General features: G+C 27.4%; 18 protein-coding genes. 8 read left to right on the top strand and 10 right to left on the bottom strand.

Annotated features, from left to right (window positions below):
• Window positions 1-107 precede the first annotated feature (107 nt).
• From BM119_RS02735 to BM119_RS02760, 6 genes are all read right to left on the bottom strand, one after another.
• Window positions 108-308 carry a hypothetical protein gene (locus tag BM119_RS02735; RefSeq protein WP_090038678.1) on the bottom strand — a complete coding sequence of 67 codons (201 nt, stop codon included), beginning with the start codon at window positions 306-308 and terminating at the stop codon, window positions 108-110.
• Window positions 295-861, bottom strand: coding sequence for a hypothetical protein (locus BM119_RS02740; RefSeq protein ID WP_090038680.1), 567 nt, complete (start codon window positions 859-861; stop codon window positions 295-297). Before BM119_RS02740 ends, BM119_RS02735 begins: the two co-directional genes overlap by 14 nt.
• A 95-nt stretch (window positions 862-956) precedes the next feature.
• Window positions 957-1,670, bottom strand: coding sequence for a protein kinase domain-containing protein (locus BM119_RS02745; RefSeq protein WP_090038681.1), 714 nt, complete (start codon window positions 1,668-1,670; stop codon window positions 957-959).
• Between the two features lie 27 nt (window positions 1,671-1,697).
• Window positions 1,698-2,066, bottom strand: a complete 369-nt coding sequence (locus tag BM119_RS02750; protein WP_177199295.1) for a hypothetical protein — start codon at window positions 2,064-2,066, stop codon at window positions 1,698-1,700.
• A 203-nt stretch (window positions 2,067-2,269) separates the two neighbouring features.
• Complete coding sequence (locus BM119_RS02755) at window positions 2,270-2,494, bottom strand: DUF2922 domain-containing protein (protein WP_090038683.1); 225 nt, start codon at window positions 2,492-2,494, stop codon at window positions 2,270-2,272.
• Between the two features lie 60 nt (window positions 2,495-2,554).
• The gene (locus tag BM119_RS02760) at window positions 2,555-2,779 is read right to left on the bottom strand and encodes a DUF1659 domain-containing protein (protein WP_090038685.1); all 225 of its coding nucleotides are present in this window, start codon (window positions 2,777-2,779) and stop codon (window positions 2,555-2,557) included.
• A 560-nt stretch (window positions 2,780-3,339) separates the two neighbouring features.
• Here BM119_RS02760 and BM119_RS02765 point away from each other — a divergent pair.
• From BM119_RS02765 to BM119_RS02775, 3 genes are all read left to right on the top strand, one after another.
• Window positions 3,340-4,362: an LCP family protein gene (locus BM119_RS02765; protein WP_090038687.1), complete on the top strand. Its 1,023-nt coding sequence runs from the start codon at window positions 3,340-3,342 to the stop codon at window positions 4,360-4,362.
• Window positions 4,363-4,558: 196 nt separating this feature from the next.
• The gene (locus BM119_RS02770; protein ID WP_090038689.1) at window positions 4,559-5,653 is read left to right on the top strand and encodes an LCP family protein; all 1,095 of its coding nucleotides are present in this window, start codon (window positions 4,559-4,561) and stop codon (window positions 5,651-5,653) included.
• A 276-nt stretch (window positions 5,654-5,929) separates the two neighbouring features.
• Complete coding sequence (locus BM119_RS02775; protein ID WP_242948283.1) at window positions 5,930-7,051, top strand: LCP family protein; 1,122 nt, start codon at window positions 5,930-5,932, stop codon at window positions 7,049-7,051.
• Between the two features lie 131 nt (window positions 7,052-7,182).
• On the opposite strand, the gene BM119_RS02780 is transcribed toward BM119_RS02775, so the two are convergent.
• A complete protein-coding gene (locus tag BM119_RS02780) occupies window positions 7,183-8,346 on the bottom strand; it encodes a hypothetical protein (RefSeq protein WP_090038690.1) in 1,164 nt (387 codons plus the stop codon).
• 846 nt (window positions 8,347-9,192) lie between these two features.
• Here BM119_RS02780 and BM119_RS02785 point away from each other — a divergent pair.
• From BM119_RS02785 to BM119_RS02795, 3 genes are all read left to right on the top strand, one after another.
• Window positions 9,193-9,387: a hypothetical protein gene (locus tag BM119_RS02785; protein ID WP_090038692.1), complete on the top strand. Its 195-nt coding sequence runs from the start codon at window positions 9,193-9,195 to the stop codon at window positions 9,385-9,387.
• An 87-nt stretch (window positions 9,388-9,474) separates the two neighbouring features.
• Complete coding sequence (locus BM119_RS02790; protein WP_090038694.1) at window positions 9,475-10,170, top strand: response regulator transcription factor; 696 nt, start codon at window positions 9,475-9,477, stop codon at window positions 10,168-10,170.
• Window positions 10,160-11,317: a sensor histidine kinase gene (locus BM119_RS02795; RefSeq protein ID WP_090038696.1), complete on the top strand. Its 1,158-nt coding sequence runs from the start codon at window positions 10,160-10,162 to the stop codon at window positions 11,315-11,317. Before BM119_RS02790 ends, BM119_RS02795 begins: the two co-directional genes overlap by 11 nt.
• Before the next feature lie 211 nt (window positions 11,318-11,528).
• On the opposite strand, the gene BM119_RS02800 is transcribed toward BM119_RS02795, so the two are convergent.
• A complete protein-coding gene (locus BM119_RS02800) occupies window positions 11,529-12,467 on the bottom strand; it encodes a YihY/virulence factor BrkB family protein (protein ID WP_242948284.1) in 939 nt (312 codons plus the stop codon).
• 383 nt (window positions 12,468-12,850) lie between these two features.
• Between BM119_RS02800 and BM119_RS02805 the strand changes: the two genes are divergently transcribed.
• Window positions 12,851-14,098, top strand: a complete 1,248-nt coding sequence (locus BM119_RS02805; protein WP_090038697.1) for a methyl-accepting chemotaxis protein — start codon at window positions 12,851-12,853, stop codon at window positions 14,096-14,098.
• Between the two features lie 51 nt (window positions 14,099-14,149).
• Here the strand turns inward: BM119_RS02805 and BM119_RS02810 are convergent, their stop codons facing one another.
• Window positions 14,150-15,052, bottom strand: coding sequence for an LCP family protein (locus BM119_RS02810; RefSeq protein ID WP_090038699.1), 903 nt, complete (start codon window positions 15,050-15,052; stop codon window positions 14,150-14,152).
• A gap of 190 nt (window positions 15,053-15,242) precedes the next feature.
• Window positions 15,243-17,777: a putative bifunctional diguanylate cyclase/phosphodiesterase gene (locus BM119_RS02815; protein ID WP_090038701.1), complete on the bottom strand. Its 2,535-nt coding sequence runs from the start codon at window positions 17,775-17,777 to the stop codon at window positions 15,243-15,245.
• A gap of 92 nt (window positions 17,778-17,869) precedes the next feature.
• Here BM119_RS02815 and BM119_RS02820 point away from each other — a divergent pair, with 92 nt between their 5' ends.
• A complete protein-coding gene (locus tag BM119_RS02820) occupies window positions 17,870-18,712 on the top strand; it encodes an aldose 1-epimerase family protein (protein ID WP_090038703.1) in 843 nt (280 codons plus the stop codon).
• Window positions 18,713-18,821: the final 109 nt, after the last annotated feature.

Consider the following 18,821-nt stretch of genomic DNA (forward strand, 5'->3'; position numbering starts at 1 on the left):
ATACCACAAATGTACTATTATTACAATTTCAACTCCCCATTCAATATATAACTCTTATCATTTGTAACTTGTAACTTGCCACTTACAACTTGTCACTTTTATCTTTTTCAATGAAAAAGAGCAGAATCTTCAAAAGATCCTGCCTTAAATGTTGTTAAATTAGCTTTTACTTTATCCCTAGTTTGGAACTCTATATGTATATAGATATCATCTTCCATTAAGAATGTGTAATCCATATCAATTAGTAGTTCCGATTTTTGAAATATTACACAGATTTTAAAGTCTGTTTTGTTATTAATCTTTATCAAATATATCTTTTATAAACCTCTCAAAGTTTTCCCTTTGAGTATGTTTATTATCTTGATATATTTGCTTTGAAGTTACTCTACTATTTAAATTTCTAGCATCTAATGAGTCCATTTCATAAAACTTATCTTTTTCATACAAATATCTTAGAGTTTTACCTATTTCTAAAAGACTTTCGTAATGCACTCCGTTAGAAAACCCTCTTATTCTTGAACTATCCATATATTCTTTAGGAAAAAATAAAGATTTAGCCAGCCATCCTTTGCTTGCACTCTCTCTTTTTGTACAATTTGTTAAAACAAAATTCAGATACTCTGTAAATTCCGTAAATCTTCCTGTATGAGTCTTTATTCCAACGATAGGATACCATAATCCTTTAATTTTTCCACTATTGGTTCCTGAAGATCTAAAAAAAGGTAAGGTTACTCTTTCTATTCCATAGGTATATTTAATGCTTACATCTATTAGACCAATCATTCTAAAATGTTTGGTAGAATACACATTTGCTCTGAAGCTTTCAGGATATATTTTTAATATCCTAATTGAACTTGCCACAATATATACCTCCTCTGTTTAATCTATTCCACTATTTAGGAATAAACCATGTGATATTATAGGTACCATCAAAATCACATGGCTTATTTAAAAAATTAATTCATATTTTTAATTTTTTCAAGTTGATTTTTTATTTCTTTAATATTTTTATAACTAGGGTCAATACCCATGAGTTTTCTTAGGAAAATTTTTTCTTCTAAATTTAAATCAAGTTCTTCATACCAAGGCCTTTCTTCTGAGTCGGTTTCTTCATAAGATGAATAGTATAAGTGAATTAAAAAATCACCTAGAAACCAATAATCCATCTTTTTTACATATCTTTTATGATCTATAATTCTAGCCAAACCAAAGTCAATTAAAGCTATCTCTTTATTTTTCTTTAGTATTACATTAGGAAGTCTAATATCTCGGTGTACTATATTATTATTGTGCAATACCTCTATCAGTTCTAAAAGTTGACTACCAACTTTGTAAATTTCATCTTTGCTAAACTTATATCTATCTCTAGCTAACAAATCCTCAAATACTCTTCCCTCTATATATTCCAATATATAGCCTTCTCTGTACTTATCTTTAAATTTTGATATAAATTTTGGGAAATTTGGATTATCTAAGCCTTGTAATATCTGCTTCTCATAAAACAATTTTTTTCTAGTTTGTCTAAGCATCTCTTTTTTTAATTGTTTTATTACACATTTTTCACCTTTATCATTTATAGCTAAATATACAATACCATATCGCCCTTCGCCTATTATTTTAAGGATAGAATATCCATTTACTATTTCCTTGACTCTATAATATTTATCCATATTAATACTTTTTCACAAAAATACTTATTATCTACTGTATGATCTGCTATATGATCTACTACATGATCTTCTGCATGGTTTTCTACATGGTCTCCAACATGATCTACCACATGATTCGCTATATGATCTACTATATGATCTACTACTTGATCTACTATATGATCTGCTGCTTGATCTACTATATGATCTGCTGCTTGATCTGCTACTTGATCTACTATATGATCTACTATTTGATCTACTACTTGATCTACTATATGAGCTACTTGAGTTACTATTTGATCTACTTGATCTACTACTTGATCTGCTACTTGATCTACTACTTGATCTGCTACTTGATCTACTACTCATTTTATAATGTCTACAACCTTTAGATGACTCACTTCTATAAAAACTCATATAAAAACACCTCTCTATTATTTATTAGGTATAATACAAGTTAAGTTATATTACACTTAATTTATATTATGAGTAAAACCTATATTAAGTTACATATTTTTTAGTTGTTTTTAAGATAATTTAGCGAAAATTTAGGTTTTTGCACTATCTAAGTTGCCACTAAAAAAGACAGAACCCCTAAAGGTTCTGCCATCAAGTAATTCTTATGCCTTATATTTTATAACATCCACTGATTGATCAATTATTTTTGCACTTACCTTTTCTATTAGCTTTGCTCCATCAAATAATAAAACTCCAGTTGATATAAATTTATCCATCAAAGTATCTATTTCTTCCTTTGAAACATCTTCTTTTGCATTAGGTATTCTAAGGCTTACCTTCTTACCTATCTCTGTTAGAAATGTTAGGTTAATTGTCTTTGTATTCATTTATTCTCCACTCCTTTTAATAATTTAATGACTTAATAAGATTTTGTTACTCTATAACTACTATTGAACGTTTTCTATTGTATAAGAATTTTCCTTTACTATGTCCTGCACTTTAAATGAAATAACTTTTTCTACCTCTAGACCAAGCTCAAACAACTTTTCATCTTCTGCTTTTTCACTTATGAATCCTATCCTCACCTTTTTAAATACATCCTTTCCTTCTGCAGTTTCACCAGACTTAATCACCAAACTTAATAAACTTTTTGCTAATGTTGATTTTGCCATATCAATCAACTCCTTTCACTATACCAAGTATGCAGCCTCTCTAGTTATTTACAAATATGATTATGATTTTTATTATATTGATTTAAATGAACTAAATATAAAGGCAAAACATAAAGTTGAATTCAATACTTTAATGGTAGATTTCTACAATACTAAAAATGCTGATAATATGTTTAAATTTCTCTACACTAACTGCTTTGAGAGATTTTAAAAAGGCTAGCAAAAATTTCCTGCTAGCCTTTTTAAATTTTTTAATAAAAACCCATCTAAGATACAATACTATAGTTAATTACATATTTAGATATAGTACATCATTTTTTTATTAATTTTTAGTTCTCCTAGAAATAATTTGTTAACTTTTTAACTTGTCCTATCTATTCTAAAAAATGTTATAATTACTATACTTTATGTTTTATCCTATTAATCAAATTCTATCTTATTTTAAGAATAATTTGATTAAGGCACATTTAAAAAAATAACAAGTCAAATATACATAGCATCTTTGACTTATTGTTTTCTTTCATGTATCTAATAACTATTTTGAAAGGATTGGTATATTTATGACAAATAACGAAAATAAAAACACTTCAAATAAAAAAAAGAAAAAAAGAAGTAAATTAAAAATAGTGTTACTTAGCATTTTGACTTTACTTATAATTGCTGTTGGAGGAACCTATTCTTATATCCATCATATTTTCTCTAAGGTAGAAACTAAAAAGATAGATAAGGATAATCTAGGTGTTGATGAGGATTTAAAAGCTCAATTAAAAGCTATGGGTAAAGACGATATTATAAACATAGCCTTATTTGGTTTAGATAAGACAAACAATGAAGAACTTGGGCGTTCAGATGCCACAATGATTCTTTCTTTAGATATGGATAATAAAAAAGTTAAAATGATTTCTATAATGAGGGACTCTTATGTTGATATTGATGGTCATGGTAAAGATAAACTTAATCATGCCCATGCTTTTGGAGGTCCTGAACTTGCAATAAAAACTTTGAATAAAACTTTTAATTTAAATATTACAGATTTTGCTTCTGTTGATTTTGCAGATATGGAAAAAATAGTTGATTACTTAGGTGGTGTTGAGATAGATATAAAACAATCTGAGATTGAAACAGCTAATGAGTATATTGTTGATCTTGCTAAACTTGGTAGAACTGATCCTCAGTATATAGAAAAACCTGGTGTGCAAAATCTAACTGGTATGCAAGCATTGGCTTATACTAGAATAAGGTATGTTGGTAATGGTGATTTTGAAAGAACTGATAGACAAAGAAGAGTTTTAGAAGCTTTATTCGAAAAAATTGCAAACACTGGTGCAACTGAGTTTCCAGCTTTAGTGTCTAATCTTCTACCATATATTCAGACATCATTCTCTTCTGGAGAAATAATTAAAATAGGTTCTTATATGCTTTTAAATGGTGTTACAACCTTTGAAGAGCAAAGATTTCCTTTAGATGAGGATTGTAAAGACACTGGTGAAGTTATAGATGGTATTTGGTATTTACCTTTTGATAAAAAAGCAACTACTGAAAAACTTCACAAATACATCTTCGAAGATATAAAACCATCTTAATAATTTTTTAAAATCAATGTGAAATTAATGTAAAATTTACTGTTCCACCATGTTTTTTTTTAACATTATAGTATAATAATAGAGGGTTACATTGAATAGTGTAATTCTCTTTTATTTTTGTCATTAATTATACAAGCATTTTATTTTATTAAAAAACTAAGCTATCTTTAGTTTGAGCGAAAGGACTGAAATATTTATGAGTACTAGAATGGATAAATATCACTCTACTGATAAAAAGCCTACAAATAGAAATACTAAACCATATTCTAACGATTCTAGAAAGCCTAATCCAAAGAAAAGAAGAAGAAAAAAGAAAAATCCTACTGTTAGAATAATTTTACTTAGTATTGCATTACTATTTTTACTTGGAATAGGTTGGGGAGCTTATTATGCAGTTAATCTTTTAGGTAAAGTTAACACTGAAAAATTAGACAAATCAAATCTTGGGGTTGATGAAGACTTAAATGCACGATTAAAATCTTTAGGTAAAGATAATATTATAAATATTGCTTTATTTGGATTAGATAAAACTAATGAAGAAGAACTTGGACGCTCTGATGCTACTATGATTTTATCAATAGACGCAGATAATAAGAAAATAAAATTAGTATCTTTAATGAGAGATTGTTACGTAAATATAAATGGTCATGGAAAAGACAAGCTTAATCATGCTCATTCTTTTGGAGGACCTGAACTTGCAATAAGAACTATAAATAAAAACTTTAATTTAAATGTAACTGACTTTGTTTCAGTTGACTTTGCTCATATGCAAAAAATAATAGATGCTTTAGGTGGAGTTGAAATAGACGTAAAATCTACAGAACTTGAAACTGCTAATAAATATGTTGTTGAACTTGCACTTCTTGGTAGAACTGATCCTGATTATATAGATAAGGCAGGAAAACAAACCTTAAGTGGAATGCAAGCATTATCTTATTCTAGAATAAGAAATGTTGGTAATGGTGACTTTGAAAGGACAGATAGACAAAGAACAGTTTTAGAAGCTTTATTTAATAAAATAAAGCATGCAGGATCTACTGAATTCCCTAAAATTGTTTCAGATCTTTTACCAATGGTTACTACATCACTATCTTCTACTGATATAATTAAACTTGGTTCTGACCTTTTATTAAAAGGTATAACCAATTTAGAACAGGAAAGATTCCCAATTGATGGTGACTATGTTGATGGTGGAAAAATGATTAATGGAGTATGGTACTTGCCTTTTGATGAAAAATCAACCCAAGGCAAGATTCATAAATATATCTTCGAGGACATAAAACCATCTTAATAATTTTTAAGATTTTTTAAAATCAATGTAAAATTCACCTTTTTGTTATATTTTTTTTAAACATTATAGTATAATAATAGAGAATTGCATTTAAATAGTGTAATTCTCTTTTATTTTCATATAAAAAAATATTTTTTTATGAAACTTATATAGCTTATTTTTTTTAGTAAAATGCTCTTATTTGATGCAATTTTATTTTATCATTAATTGTACAAGCTTTTTATTTTATTAAAAAATCTAAGCTATCTTTAGTTTGAGCGAAAGGATTGAAATACTATGAGTACTAGAATGGATAAATACCACTCTACTGATAAGAGACCTACAAACCGAAATACTAAACCTCGACCTAGACCTTCTTCCAATGGTGCTAGAAGACCTAATCCAAAGAAAAGAAGAAGAAAAAAGAAAAATCCTACTGCTAGAATAATTTTACTTAGTCTTGCATTACTATTTTTACTTGGACTAGGTGGAGGAGCTTATTATGTAGTTAATCTTTTAGGTAAAGTTAACACTGAAAAAATAAATAAAGCAAACCTTGGGGTTGATGACGATTTAAATGCACGATTAAAATCTCTAGGTAAAGATAATATTATAAATATTGCTTTATTTGGATTGGATAAAACTAATGAAGAAGAACGTGGACGTTCTGATGCTACTATGGTTTTATCAATAGACGCAGATAATAAGAAAATAAGATTAATATCTTTAATGAGGGATTCTTACGTAAGTATAGATGGTCATGGAAAAGATAAGCTTAATCATGCCCATGCTTTTGGAGGCCCTGAACTTGCAATAAAAACTATAAATAAAAACTTTAATTTAAATATAACTGACTTTGTTTCAGTTGACTTTGCTCATATGCAGAAAGTAATAGATGCTTTAGGTGGAGTTGAGATAGACGTAAAACCTGAGGAAGTTAAAATTGCTAATCAGTATGTTGTTGAACTTGCAAAGCTTGGTAGAACCGATCCTGATTATATAGATAAAGCAGGAAAACAAACTCTAAGTGGAATGCAAGCATTATCTTACACTAGAATAAGATATGTTGGTAATGGTGATTTTGAAAGAACTGATAGGCAAAGAAGGGTTTTAGAAGCTTTATTCGATAAAATAAAGAATGCTGGTCCTACTGAATTCCCTAAAATAGTTTCTGATCTTCTACCAATGGTTACTACATCATTATCCTCTACGGATATAATGAAACTTGGTTCTGATCTTCTATTAAAAGGAGTAACTAATTTAGAACAAGAAAGATTTCCTGTTGATGGTGATTATGTTGATGGTGGAAAAACAATTAATGGTGTATGGTACTTGCCTTTTGATGAAAAAGCAACTAAAGACAAGCTTCATAAATATATCTTTGAAGATATAAAACCATCTATCACTACATCAAATTAAAAGTAGAAAAGTTTTGAGACATATAAGCTACCCGCTTATATGCCTCTTTTTATTATAGTTATATCTAATTATAACTATTATGAATCACTTCTATTATATACTTACCTTTATTTTTTTGAATGTGCCTAAAATCAATTTTGTTCTTCAATTGGAATTATTCTACTTTTACTATGATCCCTGCCTTCAATACGTTCATAATAAATTATATATCCATTACTTATGTAGTTAATAAATTTATTTTCTCCAAGATCTTTAAAGTCATTTGATTTTATATCATAATATGAACTTTTCTCTCCATGTGGTGTGGATAGTAAAATGATTCCATCAGAAGATGCATCCAAATATTTACTTATATGATTAGTTCCATCTATTATTTTTCTTATTTCTTTAGTGTTTATATCAATCTCCCTAAGCTCATCAAAGTCATCTGGCCCAATATTATCATGATTTGTTGCATATATCTTATCTTTGTAAATATATAGTTCCCTACCATATTTTCCACTGTCCAACTTTGTTTTTTCCTTGGTATCAATATCATATAGATATAAATCACTATAATTGTGTTTTTTGTCAAGATTAATCCATCCAATTTTATTGTTATGAATAGACACATCTGTTATCCACTTATCCTTTATATCTCCTATAGTTTCAATGACATCTAAATTTCTTGTAGATAAATCAAATGTTTTCACTACAAATACATAATCATCATCCTGAAAATCGATATGTTTATATACAATAGTATCGTTACTTATCTCTATATCATCTGGAGAATATATATATTTTAAATCCTTCATTTTATGAGATTTATCTATAATAATTTGTTCATCCGTATTTATATTTTTAGCTACAACAATCCAGCTTTCTCCCATTAGACCTTCACTTTCATTAATAACTTTATCTCCATCAAAAACTTTTCTATTATCTTCTATCCAGACAACCCAACCATTTGAATATACAGCATTTTCAAACACATGATCATTGTTTAAAACTCTAGATATTAATTTTTTCTCATTTTTATCTCTATCATATAACCAAATGCCTTCTTCATTTCTTATTAATATTTTAGATGAATTTACCATTGATATAAATATATCTTTTTCAGGAAGCTCATCATACTCTAAATTCAATTCATTAGTTTTCACAACTATATTATTTTCAGTATATCTTATATATGATTTATTATAATGCATTAAATAATACACGCTAATTATGCTAATTATACTTAAGGATATAATAGTAAAAATTATGAATTTAGGATTTTTGTATTTTGACATAAGTTTAAATTTTTTCATAAATAAATGTATCCTTTACAATAAATTTGTATTTTTAACATAGTTTTTAATTTCACTTTATATATTTGTAAAATTATATCTTAATTATAAAAAAATCCAGTATATTTTACAATGTTTTTTACATAACAATACAAATTATTCTATTAATATCCTATAAAGTTATGTAAATCCTAATTACATTCATAATCTCATCTCAGTATTTTTAAGAACAAAATGCTGCACCCTTTTTTAATTGACAATTGAGAATTGACGATTATTGTTGAAAGTCACGGACTTTCTAAATATAAAGTTAAAGGTTGAGAGTGGAAAGTTGAAAGTTTAGGATAAAAATCACAGATTTTCTTTAAGTATATTTTTAAAATCTTAAAATCTTCCTAAGAAGATTTATCCTTCAATTGTCAATTCTCAATCATCAATTCTCAATTCACTTAAATCTTCCTAAGAAGATTTACCCTCAACTTGTCACTTGTCACTCTCTTGTCACTCATCAAAGGTTTTCACCTCTCCACTTATTTAAAGACTATTATACTGACTTGTTATTCTTTTGAATGTGCCTTAGTATAATAAGAAATACTCATACACAAAATAATTGTAAATCACATATAACTTTTAAAATAAGTTTTTATTATATATAAAAAACTAACCTTTATCTAACTTTCTATTCTGTATACTTAAATCATAGGTTGTAAATCACAACTTAATCAAATGATTCTAATATTCAGATTAAATTTGATTAAAAGTAATCCAGAGGCACATATCAGTACTTATCTCCCATTTAAGACTCGGGAGTATTAGCAATTTTAGTAGCCATGGTATAAATTAATAAATATACAGGAGGGAAGTATTATGAAATTAAATAAAATGCACACAGGTTTAATTATTGCAGCTATTATGGGACTAACATCCGTTAGTGCTTTTGCAGCAACAAGTAACTATGATGGTATATCATCAAAACTTGCTCCAGTTGAAGCGGGTACACTTAAAACTTCTGGTGAAGATCTTGATATGTCATCTTCTGAAGGAAAAACTCAACTTAACTAAAATATATCAATTAAACTTACAATAGCGATGCATTATAGTGCACCGCTATTGTGTAATTATTAACTTTTATTGAAAGTGGTGATATAAATGAAACTTTTATTGGTAGAAGATGAAATAATGCTTTCAAATATTATTTGTAAAGGACTTAAAAAATGTGGCTATGCTATAGATCTAGCCTTTGATGGAGAAGAAGCAATTGAACTCTTTGAAATCAATGAATATGACTTAATTATTCTTGATTTAAATTTACCTAAAATAGATGGTATAGAAGTCTTAAGCCTTATAAGACAAAAGAATAATGAAATAAAAATACTAATTCTTTCAGCACGTTCAGAAATTGATGATAAAATTACTGGTCTTGACAATGGTGCCAATGATTATTTAGTAAAACCTTTTGATTTTAAAGAATTAGATGCAAGAATACGCTGTTTATTAAGACGTTCTTTTATCCAAAATCCTACCATCCTTAATTTTGAAAATATAAAAATGGATACTTCCTTAAAAAGTGTATTTATAGATGAGCACTTAATAAATTTAACAAAAAAAGAATACTCTATTTTTGAGTACCTTATGTTGAATAAAAATAAAGTTATAAGTTCTGAGGAATTAATTGAACATATATGGGATAGTGATGTTGATTTATTTTCAAACTCTTTAAAATTCCATATACATTCTCTAAAGAAAAAACTTTCTATGATATTAGGTGAAAAAGAAATAATTAAAAATATACGTGGTCAAGGTTATACTATTTTAGAAAACCAAGGTGAAGATTATGATAAATAAACTATCTCTAAAAATGCGATTAACAATTCTTACTGGTTGCATTATTATAGCTATAGCCATGTGTTTAACTGCAACATCAATTTATAATATTGATAATAAATTTTCTTATCCTCAGTTAAATAAAAATGCTATATTCTCATCAGAGATTATCCCTAGTAATATCTCTCGTGAAAAAGACAATTCTCAACTTGGTGTTACAATTCAGATCTCAGAGGCTAAAAAGCAATTTAAAGTTTCTATCCTTATATGGATGATTGGAATTATTATAGTTGGAATAGGTGCAACTTACATAATAGTTAGTAGAGCATTAAAACCATTGAATAATCTTAGTAATACAATTAAAAATATTAATGAATATAATTTATCTCAGCCCATTGAAAATTTTTCTACCAAGGATGAAATTGGTAGTCTTGCTACTTCATTTAACAAGATGCTTAGTAGATTGGATAAATCTTTTTCTAATCAAAAAAGATTTGCTGCCAACGCAGCTCATGAGTTAAAAACTCCCCTTGCTATAATAAAGTCAGGAATACAGGTTTTGAAACTAGACGAAAATCCATCTATTGATGATTATAAAGAAAATATAGATATTACAGAACAAAGTACTCAACGTCTAATACAAGTTGTAGATGATTTGCTTAAGTTAACTTATAATGAAATCAAAGAATTTGACGATATCATATCAGTTAATAAAGTATTTCAAGATATTATAAAAGAACTTGATGAGACTATATCATCTAAAAATATTCACATACATTTAAGTGATTTTAGTATTGATGTGCTAGGAAATAAACCTCTTATCTACAGAGCATTTTTCAATATACTTGAAAATGCAGTAAAGTACAATAAGCAAGGTGGAAGTATTGAAGTATCTACAGAACTGTGTAATGATATGGCCGTTATTAGTATATCTGATACGGGGATTGGAATCCCCCATGATGAGATTGAAAATATATTTGATCCATTTTATCGTGTTGATAAATCCCGTTCCCGTGAAATCAGTGGTTCTGGCTTAGGTTTATCAATTGTAAAAACTGTAATAGAAAAGCATAGCGGTACAATAAATGTTAAGAGTAATAAAGATGTTGGAACGACAGTCAACGTACTACTACCTTATTATATCTATGATTTACCTAAGCAATTTTAAGTAAAAAACTTATACAAGTTACAAACTATTTTAATATTAAATTTTTCAAACTTGTCAATTTATAAATTGATAAGTTGTTATTAATTAAGTTAAGATTCAAGTTAATTAAATTTAAACTGAAATTTGTAAGTGCCAGGCTAAAATTCTTTATTTTTAAATAATAAGTTTTTAAATAAAATAAAAAAATAGTTAATATTATTGATAATATTAACTATTTTTTATGTTGCTTTGCATCCCTTAAAAAAATTGATTTTTGGGTTAAAAATGCGTTTACCTCTCCACCAAGAAGTATTATTAATGAACTTAAATAAAGCCACGTCATAAGAACAATTACTGCTCCTATGCCTCCATATCTTTTTGCATAGTTAGCTATGTTATTTACATAATATGAAAAACATGCTGAGGTTATTATCCATCCTAAAGTTGCAAATATTGCTCCTGGCAATACATCAACCCACTTCTGTCTTTTACATGGAGTATATATATATAATAATGTAAAAACTAATATCATCATTACTATAATTACACCATACCGAAGGAGCTGCCAGACTTGTATAAATATGAGATCGTATTTTGTTAATTTAAATATTTCTTTTCCTATTATGTCACCAAATACCAATAAACTTAATGCTGTTATTATTATTATACATATTGCAATTGTAAAAACTATAGATAAAAAAAACGTACTTATGTATCCCCTTACTTCATTTGTACTATATGCTTTATTAAGACCTCTTATTATGGCCCTAAACCCAGAAGCAGCTGTCCATATAGTTAAGATTAAGCTCAGTGATAATATATTTCCATTTTGATATGTTAATATATCTTTTACCGTCTGCTCTATAAGGTTATATGCACTAGTTGGCAATAAAGCATTTAATGTATTTAGTACTTCATTTGGATTTAACTTTAAATGTCCTATAAGGGTCATTAAGAATATCAAAAAAGGGAAAAAAGCTAAGACTAAACTATATGCTAACTGAGATGCTAGAGCAAATATATCATCATCACTTATCTTGTTTTGAATGATTTTCACCTTATGAATAACCGACATCATTATAAACTTCACGTCCTTTTTATTTTTAGAGTATCTTATCATTTTAAACAAAACATACATGTATTTCAATATAGAACGATTCTTCTCCATCATATAAAGTTATTGTTAACTACATTTTTTAATGTATACACTTTTTTTGAGTTACAATTTACAATTTATTGTTAAAAACCACATGTTTTCTTAACTTGTAACTTGCCACATTTATATTATACCTTATACTATTGTAAATTTATACCATTAATTATTTTACATATTTTAAAATCTCAATTTATTTTTGCATATTGTTTTTAATTATACATAATTTCTTAGTTTTTATTAGGCACATGAAAGAAAATAAACTAGTATACTGACTTGTTATTTTTTTGAATGTGCCTTATGTTTTAAACAAGTTAATTTTTTGTTTTGCTTGAAATATATTCAAATTTTTATGCTATAATTATTATAATAATGTTATGTTTAAATTGGGGGGGTTCTAATTGAAAAAAATATCTACCAAACTATTGTTACTTATATCATTAATAACCTTATCAATATCTGTTATATCTGTACTATTGAGTAAGTTTAAAATCCATTTTGCACTTATAATTTTAATAAATGTTGCACTTTCATTAATTATAGGATTCATTGTATTAAATGCAACTCTTAGTAAGTACATTTTAAAAGCTAAAAATGTTTTAGACAAAACTGAGCAATTTGATTTAATAGAAGATAAGGACTTTGAATTTTTAGCAAATCGCCATTCAGAAGTTGGTGATCTTGCTAGGTCTATAAGTTCAATGAGGATAAAATTCAAAAATTTAGTTGATGAATTTAAAAACATATCCTCTGAAACTTTACTTGCCTCTTCAGAACTTTCATCATCATCAGATGAAATGGTACACGCTATAGAATCTGTTTCTAATACAATAGATGATTTAGCAAGCGGCGCTCAAAATCAAGCAGTTCATACTTCTGAAATATCTACAAAACTTAATTCTTTAGGAGAACAAGTTGATTTGATAGTTGATCTTTCAAAGGAACTTAAGAATAATTCAGATAAAATTATTCAGGATAATTCAGATGGTCTATCGGCTTTACATGATCTTTCAGCTAAAATGAAGGCTGATATGACGGCAACATCTAAAACTCATGATACTGTTGAAGAGTTAGCATTAAAATCAAACTCCATAGGAGACATTTTAACAACAATAAAAAACATAGCTGAGCAAACTAACTTATTAGCATTAAACGCTGCCATAGAAGCTGCTAGAGCAGGAGAACAAGGTCTAGGCTTCGCTGTGGTTGCTGATGAGATAAGAAAATTGTCTGAGGAAACCACTAGATCAACTACAGACATAGAAATACTTATAAATGACATTCAATCTTCAATATCCGCTACAAAGAAGGATATGGATAGCTCGAAAAATTCAAATTCCATAGCCAATGATGCTTTAAATCATGCTAAGGAATCCTTTATATCTATTGACTCAAACATAATGGCTTCAAACGATAAAATTAAAGGTCTAGAAAAAATGGTTATAACTCTTGAAAATGATAAAAATGCAGTTATAACTGGTGTCGAAAATGTATCTGCTATATCTCAAGAATTTGCAGCAGGTACTCAACAAGTTGCTAGCTCCACAACAACACATTTAAACACCATAGAAGCAATCTCCGAAATATCAGAAAAATTAAAAACCCTAGTAACAAAAATCAACGAAATGATAAAACTCTTTAAAATATAAAAAAAATAAGTTCATGTGGGTCCGCCACATGAGCTTATTTTTCTTACTAAATTATCTACTTGGTCTTATTCCATTTATAACAAAATCTTTTAACATCCTCTTATTGACCTCTTCATCCCATTTTATATAATAAATATTTGGTTCTTTTTGAAGTTGTAATGAAAATGTATTTTCAATTGGTAATGCTAAAGATGTAACTTCATAATTCTTACCTATTAAATTTGAAAACATCAATACAATTTCAGTGTTTGAAAAATTTGTAGTTATTGCTGGAGCAGCTCCTATTAAAACTTTAGGTGCTTTAAAGAAGTTTAATTCAGATGTTTTAATTAGTATGCTATTCATTACAGTTATACATCTTGCCTCTATATTAAAGTCACTATCTGCTACCCCTCTATAGCTATAATACTTTATCACCTGTTCACCATTTAATTCTTGATTTCCTTGTTTCATATCACTATCAATGAATGGTATATCTTCAGATGTTATAGGTAAAGTTATATTGCCAAGAGAATTAACTACTTTATCAATTTTAGAAAAATCTATTTCTGTGTACTTATCTATATCTAAATCAAATGTTGAATTCATTCCCTTTATTAATAACTCTATTCCGCCTTCTTTATATAAATCTCCAAAAGTATATTTATCATACCCTTCTAAATTAACCATAGTTTTCTCATGAATTGCAGTAAATCTTAGTTCTTTTTTATCTGTATTTCCACTTGAAAGTATACCTAAAGAATATATTGGATTTCCCTCACGGTCTCCAAGGTACCCTACTATAAGAGAATCCTTAACTTTAACACTTGAATTTAATGATATAGCTTCTTTGTTTATTGCCTTTTTAGGAACCTTTACTGCCGAAGAATACATGTATGTCATTATAATAAAAAAACTTATTAATACAACGGCACATATTACATTAAATACTTTGTTTTTCTTAGATAGTTTCATAGTTACATCACCTTTTTCCTTTAAGAGTATACTTATGTAAGTGACAAGGTTAGAGTGGCAAGTGACAAGTTTAGTTAACTATAAACTTACAATGCTTAACTTGTTATTTAAAATTTATCACTGGATAGACTTTATCACCCATAAATCCTATTCAATCCAACTTATCCCTTCTCACTTATCCTGTATCGCTCTATATTTTAAAATTCTGTACGTCTTTCCCTGGCATAGGTTTGCTATAATAATATCCTTGTATTATATCACATTTTAAATCTTTTAAAACTTCCATTTCTTCTTTATTTTCAACACCCTCTGCAACAACTAATAAATCTATATTATGGGCTATATTAATTATAGCCTGCACTATTTGCTTTCTTACAGAATCATTTTGTACTCCTGTTACAAAGGACTTATCTATTTTTAATGTATTTATAGGTATATCTATTAGATAACTCAGTGATGAGTACCCTGTTCCAAAGTCATCTAAAGCTATGCTAATTCCTGCACTTCTTAGTTTTTCTAATATCTTATTATTCTTTTCTATATCTTTCATATAAGTGGTTTCTGTTATTTCTAACTGAATTTCCTTTGTTTCAACTTTATATCTATCTAGTATTTGTTTTAATCTAGTAATAAATGTTTTTTGTATTAATTGTACTGGCGATATATTTATAGCTATTTGTTTGAATTCTACATTTTCTATCTTCCAAATATTTATTTGTCTACATACTTCTTCTATTATCCAATATCCTAATTCTTCAATTATCCCACAGGTTTCTGCAAGAGGGATAAATTCCATAGGTGAAATATATGATTCTTTCTCCTTATCATACCATCTTATAAGAGCTTCATAGCCGCTTATTTCATTAGACACAATGTTTATCTTAGGTTGATAATTTAATGTAAATTCATTATTTTTTAATGCCCTATTAAGATCCCGTTCCATTTTTAATTTTTTATCCATTTCTTCCTTCAAGTAAGAATTAAAGAATTCATATCTATTTTTTCCATTTTGTTTAGCTTTATACATAGCTATATCTGCATTTATTAATAATTGTTTATCATCCCTACTATGACATGGATATATTGCAACTCCTTCGCTACATGTTATATTTAAAATTTTATTATTTATTAAAAATTCTTTATTAAATATATTAATTAAATCTTTGCATATTATATTAAGCTCTTGTATACTATCAAAATAATTTATTATCACAACAAACTCATCTCCAGCTATACGATATACTTCTCCACTATTTTTAATTTTTATAACTGAATACATTTCTGTAGCCACTCTTCTTAATAATGCATCTCCGTAATCATGACCTAAAGTATCATTTATAAGTTTGAAGTTATCTAAATCTATAAATAATATTGCTCCTTTTTGATTTTTTAATTCCCATAAATCAATATACTTTTTTATATCCAGCATAAATCTTTTTAGATTTTTAAGACCTGTTAAAGAGTCATGATATGCAAGATATTCTATTCTCCTCTCTTTAATCTTAGTATCTGTTATATCTGTTAGTGACCCTGCTACTTTTAACAATTCACCATGTTCATCATATAACGCATTACCTCTTAAAGAGAACCATATTGTTATTCCATCAGGTTTTGTTATTCTAAACTCGTGCTTAAGAATTTTTTTATTATGGGTTCTAATTCCTTTGACTATTTCTAATAAACCTTCTCTATCATCTTTATAAGCAAGTTCAAACAGTTCTACTCTCATTTCACCTTTTTTAAAAATATTTTTAGTATATCCAGTTATTTTATTCCACTTATCAGATAATATAAACCTTTTCTCTACCTCATCATACTCCCATATAATATCATTAGAACCTTCTATGGCCAGTTCATATCGTTCTTCAACTTCTCTTCTTGCTACAATTTCCTCTTGGAGTTTATCTCCAATTTTTTTTAGATTTAATATATTTTTATTTTTCTTAAGCATCATATATCCCATATAATTCAAAACTGTCAAAACAACAGATATTAATGTTAATACTATACCATTTGTTATAAGCTTTTTCTTAAATACATTAGGTTTTAACGCTAAATCCAGAAAACAACTTTCACCACTTATGTTAATTCTCTCTGAATGAAATTCTCTTTGAAAATTAGTATCACTCCCCCAAATAGTACCATTTACCTTACATCTAATTCTAAAATCATAATTTTCATACACATCATGTAGAAGATTAAGCTTAATTAGCTCATCTACATCTATATTAAATACAAAAAATTTAATCTTTTTATTAATAATAATGCCTTGTATAGCATTTATTTTACTCTTACTATTTTTATCCGGTAACATATAGATTGTGCTGGGCAAATCCACTCCATTATTATGATTTTCATAAATATTTTTTAATTCTTCATAATCTAGATATTCTTCTTTGGGGTCTTGTCCATTAATTAGTGTTTTACTCTCATTATTTTCATTTATAATATACATGTGTTTTAACTCTGGATTTTTCAATCTATAATTTTCAATATTATAACTTTCATTACACTTCTCCTCAAAAAATCCAAAACAAACATAATACGCAGAGTGTATTATATTTTCAATTTTATCTTCTAAAATTTTATCAGAATATACACCTAAAGATTTATAATCCATCTGCTGATAATTATAATAATTTTTATATATACATATTATTATTGCTATTTCAATTGCAAAGAAAAAATACATCAATTTATTTTTAGGTAATTTTCTAAATTTCATATCTATCCCTTCACACTTTCTTATAATTATTAAAATTTTTTTCACTTCTATGATATTATATACTAAATAATATAATTAAAGGAGATGTTTTTATGGTTTTTAGTATTTTTAATGATTTTTTAGAAATTTTTGTAAAATCTCACGGTGCAGAACTATCAAGTATATTAAAATACGATATAGAGTACCTTTGGCAAGGTGATGAAACCTATTGGACTGGCCAATCCCCAATTCTTTTTCCCATTGTTGGTAAACTTAAAAGTGGAATAATGCCTCAGCATGGATTTGGAAGAAGAAGTGATTTTTCTTTAATTGAACATAGAGATTCTTTTATATCTTTTAACCTTAAATATAACGAAGATACACTGAAAGTCTATCCCTATAAATCTTCTCTTACTTTGTCTTATGAATTAGTTGAGAATACAATTAAAGTATCCTACAATGTAGAAAATTTAGATAATAAGGATATTTACTTTTCTATAGGGGCTCACCCAGCCTTTAACGTTCCATTATTCGAAACTGAATCCCTGGAAGACTATTACATAGAGCTTGAGTCTAAGGAAACAGCTCCTATATTCCCAGTGACAAAAGATGGATTTATATCTAAAGATACGAAGAGTTTCTTTAATAATAATAATTTAATACCTTTGACCTCCAAACTTTTCATAAATGATGCTCTAATTTTTAACAATCTTAATTCTAATGAAATGGCTATTAAGAATACTAAAAACTCAAGAAGCATAAAATTAAACTTTAACGGATTCCCTTGGTTTGGAATATGGTCTAAACCAAATAATGCTCCATTTGTATGTTTAGAACCTTGGTTTGGTCATGCTGATTTCGATGATTTTAACGGAGATTTCAGTGAAAAAGATGGTTTAATAAAGCTTAACGTAGGTGAGAAATTTAATACGTCATACACTATTACTGTAATTTAGAATAAAGGTGGTTACACCACATTTTTAATTGAGAATTGAGATTTGACAATTGACAATTGTGGTTGAAAGTCACAGACTTCCTTAATATCAAGTTGAGAGTTGAAAGTGG

This window comes from Clostridium frigidicarnis (genome assembly GCF_900111985.1).
Lineage (GTDB): Bacteria > Bacillota > Clostridia > Clostridiales > Clostridiaceae > Clostridium_Z > Clostridium_Z frigidicarnis.